The organism is Marinobacter sp. 1-4A (genome assembly GCF_016597725.1).
GTDB lineage: Bacteria > Pseudomonadota > Gammaproteobacteria > Pseudomonadales > Oleiphilaceae > Marinobacter.
Genome location: NZ_VCGY01000004.1, coordinates 379,621 through 394,803, shown reverse-complemented (window position 1 = coordinate 394,803; position 15,183 = coordinate 379,621). Strand labels below are relative to the sequence as shown.

Genomic DNA, 15,183 nt, shown 5'->3' with positions numbered 1-15,183 from the left:
CCATGTTGTCGGTCGCAACCAAATTTAACAAGGCGCAGCAATTCGCGGCCTGTGGCCGCCGGACGCACTTTTCATTGCGGCTGCGCCTCCATTACAAGTGCGCCGTTGTGCGCTGGCGTTATGTTGCTAGGAGAGCCTCGTTGTGATCTTGAGACTTGACCATTTTGTACTCACTGTTCGCAGCATAGACGATACGGTTCGCTTTTATACGGATGTCCTAGGTATGGAGCAGGAAATTTTTGGTGAGGGAAGAGTTGCGCTGAAATTTGGTGCCCAGAAAATCAATCTGCACCAATCGGGTAAGGAGTTTGAACCAAATGCTCGCACTCCTACGCCGGGTTCGGCAGATGTATGTTTTATTACCGATCTGCCTATCCACGAGGCTTACGATCGAGTTTCAGAAAAAAAGGTTCAAATCGTAGAAGGCATTGTTTCGCGCACAGGGGCGGTAGGGCCAATACAATCCTTTTACTTCAGAGATCCCGATCAAAATTTGATCGAGGTTTCGTCGTACGGAACCGCAACATAACCAGTCATTCAAGTTCGTTCCCGGCCTGGCGGCCGTCCACCGGACGCCCTTGTCGGGCGCCGCTTAATATTGGCGTGTGTGCCGGGCATGGCACAGAACTAGGGAGCGGAGCGCCGCCCGGGTGAAAGTCCTCCTGCCAGGTGTTCGCAGAGCCGAAGGCTAGGAGAAGGGCAAGGGCGTCATCGCGAGGTGGGGTCTGAAGGAAGCCCAATCCAAAGCGGCGGGGCGACGAACAGGAACCCGATACGAGGTGTGGTACACCCGGGGCGAGCGGGCACGTGACCGCGAAGCCCTCCTTCTGCGATTGGGGTGTACTTTATAAATCGGGCGTTCACGCCGTGAAAGCTCTGTGCCTTACCCCGGGAGGTCTGTCACGTGTAGACGGACCCACTGAGAGACGAGCGATCGCCTCTGATCGCGTGGCAGAAATCAGCAGAGGGCATAGTAGGTTCGCCCGTGAACCGAAGGCCCGAACAGAGACAGGAGTCGAGAGTCCGTGCAGGGAAACGGGATGGCATCCGCAAAGCAGCTTGCGCTGCCCCTGGAGCAACCAGGGGATGAACCCGTTGTCGGAAAGCGGGAGAACTCGCACTCCGTTCGACCCTCACCGTGGATGGTGCGTGTATTGAGCAGGGACAACCTCAAACGCGCCCTGAAACAGGTTCGACGTAACAAGGGAGCGCCGGGCATCGACGGCATGACCGTGGATGAACTGCCGGATTATCTGCGCCAACACTGGCCGGAGATCCGGCAGCAGTTGCTCCAGCAGACCTACCGACCAAAACCGGTACGGCGGGTCACCATTCCCAAAGCCAACGGCGGTTCCCGCCCTCTGGGTATTCCAACGGTGCTGGATCGCTTTATCCAGCAAGCAATCGCTCAGGTTATCCAGCAGGACTGGGAACCCCGCTTCCATCCACACAGCTATGGCTTCCGTCCGGGACGCTCTGCGCATCAAGCGGTCCGACACGGACAGCATTGCACTCGGGAAGGCCGTAACTGGGTAGTGGATCTGGACTTGGAAGCCTTCTTCGATCGGGTAAATCATGATCGGTTGATGGCACGGCTGAAACAGCACACGCTGGACAAGCCGCTGCTCAGGTTGATCAACCGATACCTGAAAGCAGGCGTCCAGATCAACCATCACAAAGAGCCTACACCCGAAGGCGTGCCGCAAGGCGGCCCCTTGTCCCCGGTGTTGGCGAATGTGGTGCTGGATGAGCTGGATTGGGAACTGGAGCGGCGCAACCTGCTCTTCGCCCGCTACGCGGACGACTGCCAGATCTACGTTGGCAGTCGCCGTGCAGGCGAGCGGGTAATGGTGAGTTTGACGCGCTTTATCGAGGACTCGCTGAAGCTCACAGTGAATACACGAAAGAGCGCGGTAGACCGGCCTTGGAAGCGCAGCTTCCTGGGCTTCACCCTCAGCCGGAAAGGGCAACGCTTGAAGGTAGCCAGCAAAGCCATCACGAAGCTGAAAACCCAGATCCGGATACTGAGCCGCCGAACACGGGGCCACTCACTGGCCCAGGTGATCGCAGATCTAAAAGAGACCCTGCTTGGTTGGAAAGCGTACTTCGACACAGCCGAAGTGCTGAGCCCGCTGCGGGACCTGGACAAGTGGATAAGGCGGAGAATGAGAAGTTACGTGTGGAAGCAATGGGGCCGAAGAGGGTATCGTGAACTGAGAAAGCGGGGCGTCCCGGTCAGACTGGCTTGGAACACCGCCAAATCAGCTCACGGCCCGTGGCGGCTGAGTCATTCGCCGGCACTGCGACAAGCCTTACCGGCCCGATTGTTCCGGAGCTATGGACTGCCGGGGCTGGCAGTACGGTAACGGGTTGAATCAAGTCACTGAATCGCCGTGGTACGTGATCCGTATGCCCGGTGATGTGGGAGGAGGGGCATCGTGAGGTGTCTCCCTATCCCCATTATAAAGCAGGAGAGAGTGCGTAATGATGATCGCCAGGGAATGGAAATGTCGAGTGCCTGAAGCACACAATAAAGGTTTCACGGACTATCTGTACGAAACCGGCATCAAGGATTCATACGCCACGCCAGGCTTCCTAGGTGCTCAGATTTTCCGTCGGTCTTTGACGGACAAAATTGAGCTTACCCTCATCACGTACTGGGACAACCTAGAATCGATCAAGGCGTTCGCTGGCGATGATATTTCGCAGGCTCGTTTGTACCCGGAAGACGGGGCTTATGAGCTTGAGCCTGACCTTTCAGTCCAGCACTATGAGGTTATCGAGCATCAAATTGCACCTGAGCTGAGAGGGTGAATGGGGGCTCATGCTTTATAACAAGTTGTTGCAGTCCATTCTTTCGTGGCTGGGGCGGCTTACGCTGCACTTCAGCCGCCCCAAAGCTCTGCGCTAAATAGCACGCTCAGTGTTAGGGTCAAGCTATAATAAGGAAGAGATATGAAGAGTTTTATAATTGCTGCCTTTTTAGTGGCTATGAGTGGTCATTCGCTTGCGAGCAGTGTCTGTGATAAAGCATCAAAGGAGTTCGATAAAGCTGTAGAGGTTTATAAAAAGGAGGGTGGTACAGCTTTCATGAAGCGCGTGCTGAAAAATGGCCCCTTAGAAAGTGACATGAAGTCTCTAAGTCAGGCGCAAGTGTTAGGGCAAATCGAGCAATTCTTCGGCCCCATTGAAACGGCTACTGTATTGAGCACAAAAGAGCTAGGTTGAAAGTCGTGCTACATCATTGGAATACTTGAGTATAAAAACGGTCCCGCGTTTGCTGTCGCTAACTATTATAGTGGCTCAAAGGGAGTTGGCGCGACATCGTTGTTTTTCCAAACCGAGCCAGAGCAAATACTACCGAAGCAATTTCTTGTTCAGTAAAGCATCTAGCAAGTCTGCTGCACTTGCTAGCGCTCAGTGGCTACTCGGCCAATGCCGCATAAGCGTGATTGTCGCATGATGCGTTCCTTACACAGAGGTGGTAACTGCTATCCGCCCATCCATAGTTGACATAACCAGCAGGCTAACCGCCTGAGTTTAAAAAACCCGGGGTCTCATTTGTTCGACGTTGCACTTCTATCCGTGCCCATTATGGCAGCCGTGGTAGGTTGGTTTACCAATTGGCTGGCTATACAGATGTCTTTCTACCCGGTTCAGTTCATAGGCATCGGCGCTGTTGGTTGGCAAGGGGTGATCCCCCGTAAATCGGAAAAGATGGCCCATATCTGCATCGATAGAACACTCCGTCACTTTGGAGACCTCAACGCCGTTTACCAAAAGCTCGAGCCTCAGCGCATCGTAGAGCAAGTCATTTCTCAAGTGACGCCTCGATTGGATGAGTACATTGATGAGGTGATGTACGAAATCCAACCGGTGCTTTGGGATAATCTGCCCTTATTTTTGCGCAGACGAATTTATCAGTGGGCGAGGGAGCAACTGCCTGCTCGGATTGAGGGTCTGGTTGATGATTTTGGCGATGATCTTGACGAGCTGGTTGATCTGAAAGCACTACTAAGCCGAGAGTTGCAACAGCACCCTGATCTTATGAATCGTATATTCAAGCAAGCGGGTTCTGTTGAACTTAGGTCCGTTATTAATCGCGGGGCAATCATCGGCGGAATTCTCGGGTGTGTTCTTGCGCCAGCATGGTCGGCTTATCCTGTGCCTTGGGTCTTGCCAATTGGCGGTTTCGGGGTCGGTTTCATTACCAATTGGCTTGCGATAAATCTGATTTTTGCGCCGCTGAAGCCCCGCCGTTTCTTCTTCTGGAAAGTTCAAGGGTTGTTTTTGCGACGCCAGCCAGAAATCAGTGAAATCTGGGCGAAATTGGTGGCAGAAGAACTGATCACTGTGGAAAAGGTGGCCGATGCCATGATAAACGGCAGCCGAGGCGATCGAACCCGGGCGATCATACAGAAGCACCTGAGGCCGTTGCTAGATAACTCTTTGTTGATGAAGCTCAGCGCTCAGGTAACCGTGGGGATGAGTGGCTACACCGAGCTAAAGAAAGCCATGAATCAACAGGCACTTCTGGCGACTCAAGATGTATTCAGCGACCCTTCCTTTAACAAGGAGCGAGCGCCAGTTGTTGCTAATGTGTTGGCTGGGCAAATGAAAGCGCTACAGCCCGAAGAGTTTCAGGACATACTCCGCCCCGCATTTCGGGAGGAGGAAATACAGCTCATGTTTGTAGGTGGCTTATTCGGGGCGATGGCGGGAGCTATTCAGTTTTTTGCTCTAACGTATTTTTCGTTATAGCTACCCCGTTATAGCTACCCCATAGTGACAAAAAGGAGGGTACGGCTATGCCAGCTTGGGCACTGCTTGTTTTGCAGTTTATCGTTACGGCTGCTGCTGTATTGGTGGTTTTATCGGGCTTCTGGGCACTCGTTATTCGGCCCTACCTAGATCGGAAAGTTGCCGAGCTGATCGCGGTCTCCGAGGAGATCGAGCCTCGGGTGGCGCGCGGCGTAAAAGCAGGCGTTGCAGATACCTTGCGAGAGCTACCAGAAAACGCCTGGGACGGCACAGTGAAAGAATCTACACGGCAATTCCTCAAGTTTGGATCGGGTATCTTCGAGAATGGGCTTAGTAGCTTGCTTGGCAGTGCTGCCGATCTGGAACGGCGCAGACAGCAAGAGCGTGGGTCAACCGCGAACGGTGAAGAGGTAATGCCGAAGTAACTGTGTGGGTGCTGATTAGCAGCCCATTCTAAAAAGATGAAATCTTTACAAGCAGTTTGTCGGCCGGGGTAGGCCAGCTATTCGGCATGCAGTTTTTGCGGGGGTGCCCGGAAACAGCTGCATAAGATAAATGCTGTTGCCCCTTTCGTCGCCTAAAGCCTCTTTTACCGACTTTACAAACAGCCTGTTTGAGGGCGGCGACATTTCATGTTCTTTATAAAATAACCGCAAAAACTCGATGATTTCCCAGTGTTTTTCGTTTAGCTCTATACTGTCATCAGAGGCAATGAGTGTGGCAATCTCGGGTGTCCAGTCATTGGCGTTTTCGAGAAATCCTTCGTTATTTCTTGCAGGTATTGCAGGCTTTTTCATGGGTTACCAGCTTATTACGTTTTGAGCCCGGGTCGTAAGATCAACCATGGCTGGAAAGTCGACGAGTGAGGCCTCTCGAGCGCATTGCCCAAGCCCGCGAGCAACGATATCCGATGCTAGAGCGTAAACGGGTACATCTGATTCTGGACCACTCTGGGCCGCAAGGGCGAGCACGGCGCTTTCGATGAGAAGCAAAGCGTCTCCGGGCCGTAACGCATCCCGGCATGCCTTCGAGCGTGGGTGTTCGGGGGTTTTGTTGAGAATGTGAAGCGTGTGAATGTCAGTCATAACGCTCGGCTCCGCCATGTTCGGGTATTAATTAGCCTGCAAAGGCCGTGTGGGAGTGTTGGCGTATTAAATCAGAGCTGTTTTCAGCTAGCACGACACCATCCACCATGTTTTCAGGCCCGAGTCCGTATTGGGTGCAGGCGCGCGCGCATGCGTACATTGCTTCGACACCGAAAATCGGCGCCGCTGAAAGATTTTTTTCTACGGATTTTTGATTGATTTCTCTTGTGTCTTGATAGGTTCGCAGCCAATTAACGCCAGCACCGGTAAACAGTATGGATACCGGTTGGTCAAACGCCGCAAGAGAAAACGCCATATCCAGCGCTTCACGGCCGGCCCAGATTCCATAGGGCGGTTGATCAATAACCATCAATGTGCCCATATTCAGCCTCCTGCGTGGAAGTAGAGCGTTCGAGACGAGGCCATGTTGCCCTCAACCCACTCGCCAAGCCCGGCAATTATGAATGGCTTCAGAAGGTTGCTAGCGGATAACTCATAACGCTTGCGTTCTGATTCGTTTACCAGCCCGCGCCTCAATGCAGATGCAATGCAAGCGACTCCGGGTATGCCATTGTCTGTGAGAAATGTCGACCATTCGGTAGGCCAATGGGTTTCATCCGACGGAGGTGCGCAGAGGGACGACGCAAGGTGAACGCCGTCACCATAGAGGAAGACCCGGTCCACCGTGTGGCCTGCTGCAATGGCGGCGCGAGCGAACGATAAGGCCGTTTGCGGAGCCTGCGTAGAGTAGGGCGCGCCAGTGATGACCAAGGTATAACTGTGTATGGGGTTAGCAGCCATGGATGCGATTCTCGCCGGAAATGTAACCAGTGTACCAATAGCAAAAACCCCGGCAAAGGCCGGGGTTTGCGTAAACACTTATCTGCGCTGTGCGCTCCAAACGTTAGTCGCTGGAGAAGGCGCCAATAAGATGCAGCAGGCTTACAAACAGGTTGTAGATATTCAGGTACAAGCCAGTAGTCGCCATGATGTAGTTGGTTTCACCGCCGTTAACGATACGGCTGGTGTCATACAGGATGAAGCCTGACATTAGGAATACAATGGCTGCGCTCAGAGCCAGACTGAAGGCTGTAACTTCAACACCGAACATCGACGCAACCATGGCGCCCACTGCTGCGACCAGCACCACAACTAGACCAGCAACGAGCATGCCCCGCATGAAGCTGAAGTCTTTCTTGGTGGTCAGCACATAGCCAGACAGTGCAAAAAACACTAGGCCGGTTCCGCCCAGAGCTTGCATGATGATTTGGCTGCCATTAGGGAATTGCAGGTAGTGAAACAGAATTGGGCCAAGGGAAAGACCCAATAGACCGGTAAACGCAAACACTACTGCAATGCCAGCTGAGCTGTTGGCGGTTCGTGGCAATACAAACCAGATCAGAGCAAGCGCACCCAAACTGCACATAAGGCTTGCGCCTTGGCTCAGACCAATAGACATAGAAACGCTTGCCATAATTGCACTGAAAACCAGTGTCATCGCAAGCAGGGTGTAAGTATTGCGCAAAACCTTGGTCGCCGAAGCACTGATTGGCGCGGTAGCGGACCCACGGGCAATCATGCCGTTGCGGTTCTGCTGAGCATTAAACTGTCTGTTTTGCATTCTGTTCTCCGATTTAAAGCAGCTTGACTGGTTACGGGCAGCAGGCCCAAAGCCTGCTAAACGCCAATCACTTGGTATTGCACACTATAGTAATGTCGAATTCTCAACTTTCAATCATTTACGACACGAAAGTGGTCGCCAGATTCCATTAAAGACAGTTAATGTTCAAATTTACACGGAGTTTAGTCCAGGGCGTTGACAGCACAGGCAATTCCGGTATCATGCACACCGCTGTCGTTTGGCAGCAATGGAAAACCGGTGGGCTGGCAGAGTGGCTTAATGCAGCGGTCTTGAAAACCGCCGTACGTTAGTAGCGTACCCGGGGTTCGAATCCCTGGCCCACCGCCATTTTTTCCAATGAAGTTATTGGTTTTATCCTTCCTGAATATCTCTGTAGTCAAAAAAATTCTTTTAAGTCAGGTATCGCTCTAGCCTTGTGTATTCTGTGGCCTTTAAATCTGTCTTAGTCGCCCCCACTTCGGACTTATAACCCGCCATAGTTCCTAATATCGAGGTAGCTGGAGGATGAGCATGTCCGAGAAACAGGCAGGCAACGCCATTAAAACCGACTTAGATGATCGCCGTGATCGAAAATTTGCGGTGTCCACTAACCGTGGCAAAGCGAACCACCGGGTCCGTTACGTGGAGGCAGGCGGTGCCAATGTGAATGTTGATGAGTGCGCTTTCTGTGAAGCCATGCCGGATCTTTCTGATGAGGGGCGGGAGCAAACCGATAAGAAGGGCGAGTAATTTCGATATTAATCGCCCATTTTTTCTACCACTCTCTTCGCGACGACTGTCGCGCCAGCGATAGACATGTGGTCATCGTCAAAATAATAGGCAACGCCGTTCTTCGCCGCAAAGCATTGGGTTTCATCACAAAACAGCTGAGTCGGATCAACGATCGCTATTGATTTAGGTATGTCTGAGATCCGTGTACGAACAAACTGGTTTCTGTTGAGCCACCACTCCTTTGAGATGCCAGACAGATCACCATTTGAAACCTGATCTCTTTTGATCAGCCTCTCTATGGGCTCTTTCAATTCCGGAGCCTGCATAACGAGAATGACGTTCTTACCGTTTTCGTCAAGAGCGTTCAGAACATCAACATATGCCCGCCAAATCTTCTCCCTCTCTTGTTTTGATCGATTGCTCGGCAGTGTAGGAAAGGTTGCTTCGTGCCCGCCAAAAAGAGCTTCATTTATTCGATAGGATACGACAACGGTTTCTATTGAACCTTCGTTGATCACGCGGCTTATCACGTCGTTGGTCCAGTTAGAGCAGTCGTCGTATCCTTCAATCAGGATCCCGTAGCTCGGAATGCAATTAGAGAAGGATAAGTGCTTTAAACGTTGTTGGGTCGGCGCCAATTCTTTGGCCAGCGCATAAGCGAGCTCGACAGTGTGGCTATCGCCAAAAACAGCGACCTTGAGTTCACCCTCAAAATACTCACAGGCGTCGTCATAGCCAAAATAGTCTCGTTTACTGGCATGGCAATCATCGCGCTTTGGACTATTAATCGCCGTGTCCAGCAAACCCCGTTGATTGGCATTTAGCAAGCTGCCTTCGAATCCGTTGTTGGCGTGGCCGACCAGACCCAGGGAGAGCGGAAAGAATAGAAAAACGGGTGTTATGTAAAGAACCATTTTTTTCGAGACTAAAGCCCGGTCTCGAAAAGGTGTTTCAATGAACTTCCAGCTTAGCACCGCCAAACCCATAGATACGGCCGAAAGTATCAGCATATAGGTTGGGCTTGGGGACTCCTGAGCGTGTATCCTTGCGAACGCGAATAGCGGCTGGTGCCACAAATAGGCGCTGTAACTGATCAATCCAATCCCGACGATCACGCGAGTGCTTAAGAGCTTTGCGACCGCCGTGTGTTTGTCTGCGAACAAAATGATGAGTACAACGCCTACAACCGTTGGTAGGGCATATAGGCTAGGGAAGGGCGTGTTTTTATCGTATAAAAAGATAGTCAGCAAAATAGCGAACAAACCAATAAGAGACAGTGTGTTATTTTTATTTATGCCAGCTTTCTGAACGATAAACGCAGACATAGAGCCTGCTAGAAGTTCCCATACACGGGTTGGTGCTAAATAAAAATTCGCTACAGGGCTGTTCCGCCAACTCCATTCACTAAGGGCGAGACTGGCTAAAGAGAGGAACGCAATCAGCCAAAATACGCGGTTTTTTCCATAACGCCAGGTAAGCAGTAAGAAGATCGGGAAGAGGAAGTAATACTGCTCTTCAACTGCCAGACTCCAAGTGTGTAGCAGAGGTTTCTCTTCTGCCGCCGGTGCAAAATAATCGCTTTCGCTCCAAAAAAGAAAATTCGACGCAAACAAGCTCACTGCAATAAGGCTTTGAGAGAAGTCCTCCATCTGGCTTGGGACCATCAAAAACCAAGCGAATGGCACGCAAGCTAACATAACGAAGAATAGGGCGGGCAAGATACGCCTTGCCCGCCTCTCGTAAAAGTTAATCAAACTGAACTTATTTTTTTCAATATCAGAAATAAGTAATGTGGTGATCAAGTAGCCACTGATGACAAAAAATACGTCTACACCAACAAACCCACCACTGAACAGATCGAACCCTGCATGGAAGAGAATTACTGGCACAACGGCAAGAGCTCTTAAACCGTCTATTTCGGCGCGATACTTCAATATAAAAACCCTGAATCAAGATGCTTATTAAGCCTGAGATCCTTTTTCACTCTTTGGTGAGCCTAATTGCACTAGAGGTCGCGGCCGGGGTAGATGGCTTGTTTTTGCTCGTCTGCACATGTTTGGCGAGCGACCAGAGTTTCAGGTTGGTTGTTTGGAGACTGCCAGCCTTGCAGGTTGTCCTCGATTAACTGTACCAACGCATCAATGTGGCCCGGGGTCGCATTCAAGGCAGTTATGTAATTGAAACCTTCGCCACCAGACGCCATGAAGTATTCGCGGTTCTCTTCATCAATCTCTTCAATGGTTTCCAGACAGTCAGACGAAAACCCTGGGCAAAACACATCTATGGATTTAACTCCCTGCCCGGGCAGCGATTTTAGCGTTTCGTCAGTATAAGGTTTGAGCCATTCTTCTTTGCCAAAACGAGACTGGAAGGTGGTTATGTAGTCATCTTTTGCCAGCCCCAGACGCTCTGCCAGTAGTCTTGAAGTCTTGTGACACTCACAATGGTAGGGGTCCCCCTTGGTGAGGTACTTCAGTGGAACGCCGTGATAGGAAAGCACCAACTTTTGATTGCGCCCATTATCAGCCCAGTGATTTTCAATGTGACGGGCCATTGCCTCTATGTAGGGCGGATAATCCGGATAGTGGGAGATAAAACGCAGATCCGGCAGCCAGCGGCGCTTCGAAAAGTCTTTCGCGATCGCGTCAAAAGTAGACGCGGATGTTGAGGCGGAATACTGTGGGTAGAGCGGCAGCACTACCAGTTTTCGCACACCTTGTTGTTGCATTTCATCAAGCACCCTCGGAATAGAGGGGTTGCCGTAGCGCATGGCAAAGCCTACAACCACATCAGTGCCGTACTTCTTCTTTAGAGCTTTCTGTATGCCTTCAGCCTGCTTGGCTGTGTGGATTAGCAGCGGCGAGCCTTCAGGCTGCCAAACGCTGGCATAGGCTGCAGCGCTGCGTTTGGGGCGGATTCGCAAGATGACTCCGTGCAATATCAGCCACCACAAAGGGCGAGGCAGCTCAACAACTCTGGGATCGGAGAGAAACTCCCCCAAATAACGCCGTAAAGCTGAAGGGGTGGGTGCATCTGGAGTGCCTAGGTTGGTTACCAGTACACCAAGCCGTTCCGGCTGATTATGCCGGAAGTTCTCTGAACCTTTGTATTGCATGTGAAGGTGGATCCTGAGCGTTGATCGTAAGAAACAAATTACTGATTATTTGCTTGCTGGGCCATGCGCGGAGCAAGGCCGCTGATGTCGTAGCCAGCACTGCGGGCCTTGGTGAAAATTTCCTCCGCCGGAGTGGTGCGGGCTGCGTTTAGTGCCCAAAGGACTGTACAACGAGTTCCGCTTCTGCAAAAGGCCAATACGGGCTTTTCTGACTCGCGGATCATTGCTCCGAAGCGCTCAACGTCTGCGTCTGCTATGTTTCCCGATTCAACGGGCATATAAACCCACGTCATGCCGTTCTCAATAGCGGCCGCTTCAATATCTGCCATGGGGGGCTGGCCAAACTCTTCTTGGTCCGGGCGGTTGGCTACCAGTGTTTTGAAGCCGAGTTTGGCGGCCTCTGCTACATCTGTGTAGGTAATCTGGGGAGCGACGGAAATTGAGTCATCTATTTTTCGGATATCCATGGGGGTTCGTCTCCGGATTCAGTAGAAAAACGACGCCATCATCTCATAGCTGATGGCGTCTGTCAGAAGGATACACCGCTAATCCGCTCACTCCTGAGTGGTCGCACTCCAGCCGCTTCCGGACCGGGTTGGGTTTGCGCCAGCCCGGCTGCGCTCTATCAGTTCGAACACGCCCATGCCGACGATCATGGAGGCCACGAAAACAGCGGATTTGAGTTCGCCTGCGCCCAAACCTACCAGCCCGGGTCCGGGGCAAATGCCGGCAATACCCCAGCCCACACCAAATAATAAACCACCAATGATCAAGCGTTTATCTACGTGGGACTGGCCGGGCACTTTCATGCTGAAGCCGAGGAAGGAGAGGGTTCTTTTACGGGCGATGGCGAATGCCACAAGGCCAACAAGGATGGCGCCACCCATCACGAAAGCAAGGGACGGGTCCCAGAGCCCGGCAATATCGAGAAAGCCCAAGACCTTTTCCGGATTCGCCATGCCGGAAACCAGTAGGCCGAAGCCAAACAGCAAGCCAGAAAATAGTGCGGCGATAGCAGATTTCATAGAGTTACACTCCCAGCAGATGGCGGATAACAAACACGGTGGCAAACCCGGCAAACATAAAACTAAGGGTTGCTACTAAAGACCGGGGAGAGAGTCGTGACAGCCCGCAAACGCCATGCCCGCTGGTACAGCCTGAGCCGTAGCGAGTGCCAACGCCTACAATAAGGCCAGCCAAAATGAGAACGGGGTATCCCGCATTGATTTCAATGGGCGGCAATTGAGCCACCAAGGCCCAAAGAGCTGGCGCGCCGATGAGCCCGGCCAAAAAAGCAATGCGCCAGCTGATGTCGCCGACAGTCGGCGTTAGCAGGCCGCCTAAAATGCCGCTTATTCCGGCTATCCTGCCATTCAGCAAAAGAAAGCTCGCAGCCGCGAGACCTACAAGCACGCCACCGATGAGTGCTGACCAGGGAGTAAAACTACTCCAGGCAATATCAATCATTCAATCATTCCTCCAGTTAGCCGGTAAGGTAAGGTATTCGAATTGCTTTTTGCGATACAAAAGCGTCTAGTTCTGCGAACTCCAAAGTTGTTTTTGGAATAAGCATATAAGTGCAGGCAATAATAACAAAAAAAAGCCCGGCGTGAATGCCGGGCAGAGGCGTGCGAGTTTTATCCATGAAAGGCTTCCAGACAAACCGGTGTCAACAGGGACTCCGGTATGAATAAGTATTGTCTAAAATTCGTACACTTCAAGCTTGCAGCTATTCGCTTTGGGAACATTTTCGCATATAAATTTCGCCTTTATACTGAGGCCTGTTGTTATGCGGCTTTCAAGCCGACTGAAATTGCGCTTTAGCTGTAATACAATAGGCTTTAAGCGCACTTTTCTTCCCGAGGTTGTTGCATGTCTAATGAGAACGACAAGAAACCCGAAAACGATCCGCAGTTGGCAGCAAAGATAAAAGGCTCTGCCCGACAGATTTGGCTTGCTGGCCTTGGCGCTTACACGAAAGCGGAAGAGGATACAGGTCGGTTTTTTGATCGCTTGGTTCAGGAAGGTGAACAACTGGAGAATAAAACTCGGGGAGTGGTAGAGAAGCAGATACGCTCCGTGGAAGATCGGGTCGAGGGTGTTCGTGAGCGGGCAACCGGCACCTGGGACAGGCTTGAGCACCTATTTGATGAGCGGGTGTCCGGCGCGTTACGCCGCCTAGGCATTCATCGCCGGGAAGACATCGAAGCGCTTGAGCAAAGAATAAATGCATTGGAAGCAGAACTTTCGGCGCTCAGGGATAACAGCAGTAGAGATGAAGAAGAGTAAGCGCTTTGGGGCCTAAGGGACTGAGAGAGGGGCTAAGAGGTGTACTACAGCAAATAGTCCCGGCTAATCAGTTTTGCGTGCTCTTGAACGTCCGGCGCGAAATAGGGCAGCATAAGATTCATCATCTGATAAACACCACGTCCAGGATCGACAGACTCCCTGTCGTCAAGGTGGGAAAGCGTATCGTACGCGCTCCAGTAACACGCAGTCAGGGTTAATTGTTCACACAAGGAGTCTACTTCTTCCTGATCAGCGCTCATCATGTTTTGGTTCCGCAGGCTTTCGCAGATACCCCGGAAAGCCTCCGTTTTCTTCTTCAAAATCCGTTTGAAACGCAGTTGCAAGCGCTCGTATCTGGATAAGACGTTCACCAGGTCCTGATACAAAAACCGGTATCGTGCCACTGCCTCGAACAGCAAATGCAGAAAAAAGCTTTGTTGGTCTAAACTGATGTCAACGTCATCCGGCACCGCGAGCAAGTCCAGCATTTCCGTTTCAAAAGCCGAAAACAGCTCCTCGACAATGTCACCCTTGCTCTTAAAGTGGTAATACAGGTTGCCCGGGCTTATATCCAGCTCATCCGAGATCAGCAACGTTGTTACATTTGGCTCGCCCAGACTGTTGAACAGCGAAAGGCTGGTGTTAAGTATTCGGTCCCGGGTTTTTACTTTTGTCATGGGGCGCCCGATCAGATCTCAGAGTTCAAAGGTCGCCCAAACCGGGCAATGATCGGATGGACGCTCCATCGCGCGGAAATCATAAGACACGCCCGCTTCCTTTGCTTTAGGCAGCAGCCCATCGCTCGCCATGATGAGGTCAATACGTAGGCCTCGCTTGGGCTCACGTTCAAAGCCTTTGCTGCGGTAATCAAACCAACTGAATGTTTGTGCCTCATCCGGATGCAGGTGGCGGAACACATCGGTATAGCCGCGAGCCTCAACTTGGCCTAACCATTCCCTTTCTTCCGGAAGAAATGAACATTTACCGGTGCGTAACCAACGCTTGGCGTTGTCCGGGCCTATGCCAATGTCTTTATCCGTGGGGGAAATGTTCATGTCGCCCATAATCACCACGTGGCCATCCCGCTCATTAAGTTCATCCAAATAAGCCATGAGGTCTGCGTAGAATTTCTCTTTGGCTGGAAACTTGATGGGGTGGTCGCGGCTCTCGCCCTGAGGAAAATAACCGTTAAGAACCGTAAGCTTTTTGCCATTGACGGTGAACTGCCCGGTAATCATTCGCCGCTGGGCGTCGTCTTCATCTCCGGGGTAGCCTTTAAAAACCCGGTCCGGCTCTATGCGGGATAGCAATGCAACCCCATAGTGTGTTTTCTGGCCGTGAAAATGCACGTGATAGCCCAGTTCGCGTATGGCTTCAACCGGAAATTCTTCGTCCCGTACCTTGGTTTCCTGAAGGCCGATAATATCCGGGTTATGGCTTTCTACCAGTGCCTCAAGCTGGTGCAGGCGGGTACGTATACTGTTGACGTTAAAAGACACAAACATCATGGCTAAACATTCTCCGGCGTTGGTTGCCGCAGAAGTTTAACACATAGGAACCTGTGCACCGCCTCTTCAAAG

21 protein-coding genes and 1 tRNA gene are annotated in these 15,183 nt (G+C 51.7%); 9 read left to right on the top strand and 13 right to left on the bottom strand.

Translation table 11 applies throughout. The features are described 5' to 3' along the window. The first annotated feature begins 142 nt into the window (after positions 1–142). From FE845_RS11650 to FE845_RS11625, 6 genes are all read left to right on the top strand, one after another. On the top strand, positions 143–529 hold the full coding sequence (locus FE845_RS11650) for a VOC family protein (RefSeq protein WP_200364713.1): 387 nt from the start codon (positions 143–145) through the stop codon (positions 527–529). 511 nt (positions 530–1,040) lie between these two features. Next, positions 1,041–2,366: a group II intron reverse transcriptase/maturase gene (gene ltrA, locus FE845_RS11645; RefSeq protein WP_200364711.1), complete on the top strand. Its 1,326-nt coding sequence runs from the start codon at positions 1,041–1,043 to the stop codon at positions 2,364–2,366. Between the two features lie 148 nt (positions 2,367–2,514). Beyond that, entirely contained in the window at positions 2,515–2,814 is a 300-nt protein-coding gene (locus FE845_RS11640; protein WP_227714270.1) for an antibiotic biosynthesis monooxygenase family protein, read from the top strand. 141 nt (positions 2,815–2,955) lie between these two features. After that, positions 2,956–3,228, top strand: a complete 273-nt coding sequence (locus FE845_RS11635) for a hypothetical protein (protein WP_200364709.1) — start codon at positions 2,956–2,958, stop codon at positions 3,226–3,228. A 333-nt stretch (positions 3,229–3,561) separates the two neighbouring features. Next, positions 3,562–4,761 carry a DUF445 domain-containing protein gene (locus tag FE845_RS11630; protein WP_200364707.1) on the top strand — a complete coding sequence of 400 codons (1,200 nt, stop codon included), beginning with the start codon at positions 3,562–3,564 and terminating at the stop codon, positions 4,759–4,761. 47 nt (positions 4,762–4,808) lie between these two features. After that, positions 4,809–5,186, top strand: a complete 378-nt coding sequence (locus FE845_RS11625; protein ID WP_200364705.1) for a hypothetical protein — start codon at positions 4,809–4,811, stop codon at positions 5,184–5,186. Between the two features lie 45 nt (positions 5,187–5,231). Here FE845_RS11625 and FE845_RS11620 read toward each other — a convergent pair whose 3' ends face one another. From FE845_RS11620 to FE845_RS11600, 5 genes are all read right to left on the bottom strand, one after another. Then, positions 5,232–5,558, bottom strand: a complete 327-nt coding sequence (locus tag FE845_RS11620; RefSeq protein WP_200364703.1) for a TusE/DsrC/DsvC family sulfur relay protein — start codon at positions 5,556–5,558, stop codon at positions 5,232–5,234. Between the two features lie 3 nt (positions 5,559–5,561). Continuing rightward, a complete protein-coding gene (gene tusB / locus FE845_RS11615; protein ID WP_200364701.1) occupies positions 5,562–5,846 on the bottom strand; it encodes a sulfurtransferase complex subunit TusB in 285 nt (94 codons plus the stop codon). A 31-nt stretch (positions 5,847–5,877) separates the two neighbouring features. Then, positions 5,878–6,228 carry a DsrE family protein gene (locus FE845_RS11610; protein WP_200364699.1) on the bottom strand — a complete coding sequence of 117 codons (351 nt, stop codon included), beginning with the start codon at positions 6,226–6,228 and terminating at the stop codon, positions 5,878–5,880. 2 nt (positions 6,229–6,230) lie between these two features. Next, complete coding sequence (gene tusD, locus FE845_RS11605) at positions 6,231–6,647, bottom strand: sulfurtransferase complex subunit TusD (RefSeq protein ID WP_200364760.1); 417 nt, start codon at positions 6,645–6,647, stop codon at positions 6,231–6,233. A 103-nt stretch (positions 6,648–6,750) separates the two neighbouring features. Then, positions 6,751–7,467 (bottom strand): Bax inhibitor-1/YccA family protein, encoded by a 717-nt coding sequence (locus tag FE845_RS11600; RefSeq protein WP_200364697.1) that lies wholly within the window; start codon positions 7,465–7,467, stop codon positions 6,751–6,753. Between the two features lie 257 nt (positions 7,468–7,724). Here FE845_RS11600 and FE845_RS11595 point away from each other — a divergent pair. Together FE845_RS11595 and FE845_RS11590 are read left to right on the top strand one after the other, a co-directional pair. Beyond that, positions 7,725–7,815, top strand: a tRNA-Ser gene (locus tag FE845_RS11595). Positions 7,816–7,998: 183 nt separating this feature from the next. Further along, complete coding sequence (locus tag FE845_RS11590) at positions 7,999–8,217, top strand: hypothetical protein (RefSeq protein ID WP_200364695.1); 219 nt, start codon at positions 7,999–8,001, stop codon at positions 8,215–8,217. 8 nt (positions 8,218–8,225) lie between these two features. On the opposite strand, the gene FE845_RS11585 is transcribed toward FE845_RS11590, so the two are convergent. From FE845_RS11585 to FE845_RS11560, 6 genes are all read right to left on the bottom strand, one after another. After that, on the bottom strand, positions 8,226–10,133 hold the full coding sequence (locus FE845_RS11585) for an acyltransferase family protein (RefSeq protein ID WP_227714269.1): 1,908 nt from the start codon (positions 10,131–10,133) through the stop codon (positions 8,226–8,228). Positions 10,134–10,204: 71 nt separating this feature from the next. Further along, entirely contained in the window at positions 10,205–11,314 is a 1,110-nt protein-coding gene (gene hemH, locus FE845_RS11580; RefSeq protein WP_200364691.1) for a ferrochelatase, read from the bottom strand. 38 nt (positions 11,315–11,352) lie between these two features. Next, entirely contained in the window at positions 11,353–11,781 is a 429-nt protein-coding gene (locus tag FE845_RS11575; protein WP_200364689.1) for a TIGR01244 family sulfur transferase, read from the bottom strand. A gap of 87 nt (positions 11,782–11,868) precedes the next feature. Beyond that, entirely contained in the window at positions 11,869–12,339 is a 471-nt protein-coding gene (locus FE845_RS11570; RefSeq protein ID WP_200364688.1) for a YeeE/YedE family protein, read from the bottom strand. Between the two features lie 4 nt (positions 12,340–12,343). Next, positions 12,344–12,781, bottom strand: a complete 438-nt coding sequence (locus FE845_RS11565) for a YeeE/YedE family protein (RefSeq protein WP_200364687.1) — start codon at positions 12,779–12,781, stop codon at positions 12,344–12,346. A gap of 16 nt (positions 12,782–12,797) precedes the next feature. Further along, on the bottom strand, positions 12,798–12,959 hold the full coding sequence (locus FE845_RS11560; protein ID WP_200364686.1) for a hypothetical protein: 162 nt from the start codon (positions 12,957–12,959) through the stop codon (positions 12,798–12,800). Between the two features lie 227 nt (positions 12,960–13,186). On the opposite strand from FE845_RS11560, the gene FE845_RS11555 reads away from it, so the two are divergent. Further along, complete coding sequence (locus FE845_RS11555; RefSeq protein ID WP_200364685.1) at positions 13,187–13,603, top strand: phasin family protein; 417 nt, start codon at positions 13,187–13,189, stop codon at positions 13,601–13,603. A gap of 44 nt (positions 13,604–13,647) precedes the next feature. Here the strand turns inward: FE845_RS11555 and FE845_RS11550 are convergent, their stop codons facing one another. Next, positions 13,648–14,280 (bottom strand): TetR/AcrR family transcriptional regulator, encoded by a 633-nt coding sequence (locus tag FE845_RS11550; RefSeq protein WP_200364684.1) that lies wholly within the window; start codon positions 14,278–14,280, stop codon positions 13,648–13,650. Between the two features lie 18 nt (positions 14,281–14,298). Then, on the bottom strand, positions 14,299–15,111 hold the full coding sequence (gene xthA / locus FE845_RS11545) for an exodeoxyribonuclease III (RefSeq protein ID WP_200364683.1): 813 nt from the start codon (positions 15,109–15,111) through the stop codon (positions 14,299–14,301). Positions 15,112–15,183 lie beyond the last annotated feature (72 nt).

Excerpts from the sequence above, each read along its gene's own strand:
- ltrA (WP_200364711.1), top strand. The coding sequence starts at position 1,041 with ATGGCATCCGCAAAGCAGCTTGCGCTGCCCCTGGAGCAACCAGGGGAT.
- FE845_RS11635 (WP_200364709.1), top strand. The coding sequence starts at position 2,956 with ATGAAGAGTTTTATAATTGCTGCCTTTTTAGTGGCTATGAGTGGTCAT.
- FE845_RS11625 (WP_200364705.1), top strand. The coding sequence starts at position 4,809 with ATGCCAGCTTGGGCACTGCTTGTTTTGCAGTTTATCGTTACGGCTGCT.
- FE845_RS11620 (WP_200364703.1), bottom strand. The coding sequence starts at position 5,558 with ATGAAAAAGCCTGCAATACCTGCAAGAAATAACGAAGGATTTCTCGAA.
- tusB (WP_200364701.1), bottom strand. The coding sequence starts at position 5,846 with ATGACTGACATTCACACGCTTCACATTCTCAACAAAACCCCCGAACAC.
- FE845_RS11610 (WP_200364699.1), bottom strand. The coding sequence starts at position 6,228 with ATGGGCACATTGATGGTTATTGATCAACCGCCCTATGGAATCTGGGCC.
- tusD (WP_200364760.1), bottom strand. The coding sequence starts at position 6,647 with ATGGCTGCTAACCCCATACACAGTTATACCTTGGTCATCACTGGCGCG.
- FE845_RS11600 (WP_200364697.1), bottom strand. The coding sequence starts at position 7,467 with ATGCAAAACAGACAGTTTAATGCTCAGCAGAACCGCAACGGCATGATT.
- FE845_RS11590 (WP_200364695.1), top strand. The coding sequence starts at position 7,999 with ATGTCCGAGAAACAGGCAGGCAACGCCATTAAAACCGACTTAGATGAT.
- hemH (WP_200364691.1), bottom strand. The coding sequence starts at position 11,314 with ATGCAATACAAAGGTTCAGAGAACTTCCGGCATAATCAGCCGGAACGG.
- FE845_RS11575 (WP_200364689.1), bottom strand. The coding sequence starts at position 11,781 with ATGGATATCCGAAAAATAGATGACTCAATTTCCGTCGCTCCCCAGATT.
- FE845_RS11570 (WP_200364688.1), bottom strand. The coding sequence starts at position 12,339 with ATGAAATCTGCTATCGCCGCACTATTTTCTGGCTTGCTGTTTGGCTTC.
- FE845_RS11565 (WP_200364687.1), bottom strand. The coding sequence starts at position 12,781 with ATGATTGATATTGCCTGGAGTAGTTTTACTCCCTGGTCAGCACTCATC.
- FE845_RS11560 (WP_200364686.1), bottom strand. The coding sequence starts at position 12,959 with ATGGATAAAACTCGCACGCCTCTGCCCGGCATTCACGCCGGGCTTTTT.
- FE845_RS11555 (WP_200364685.1), top strand. The coding sequence starts at position 13,187 with ATGTCTAATGAGAACGACAAGAAACCCGAAAACGATCCGCAGTTGGCA.
- FE845_RS11550 (WP_200364684.1), bottom strand. The coding sequence starts at position 14,280 with ATGACAAAAGTAAAAACCCGGGACCGAATACTTAACACCAGCCTTTCG.
- xthA (WP_200364683.1), bottom strand. The coding sequence starts at position 15,111 with ATGATGTTTGTGTCTTTTAACGTCAACAGTATACGTACCCGCCTGCAC.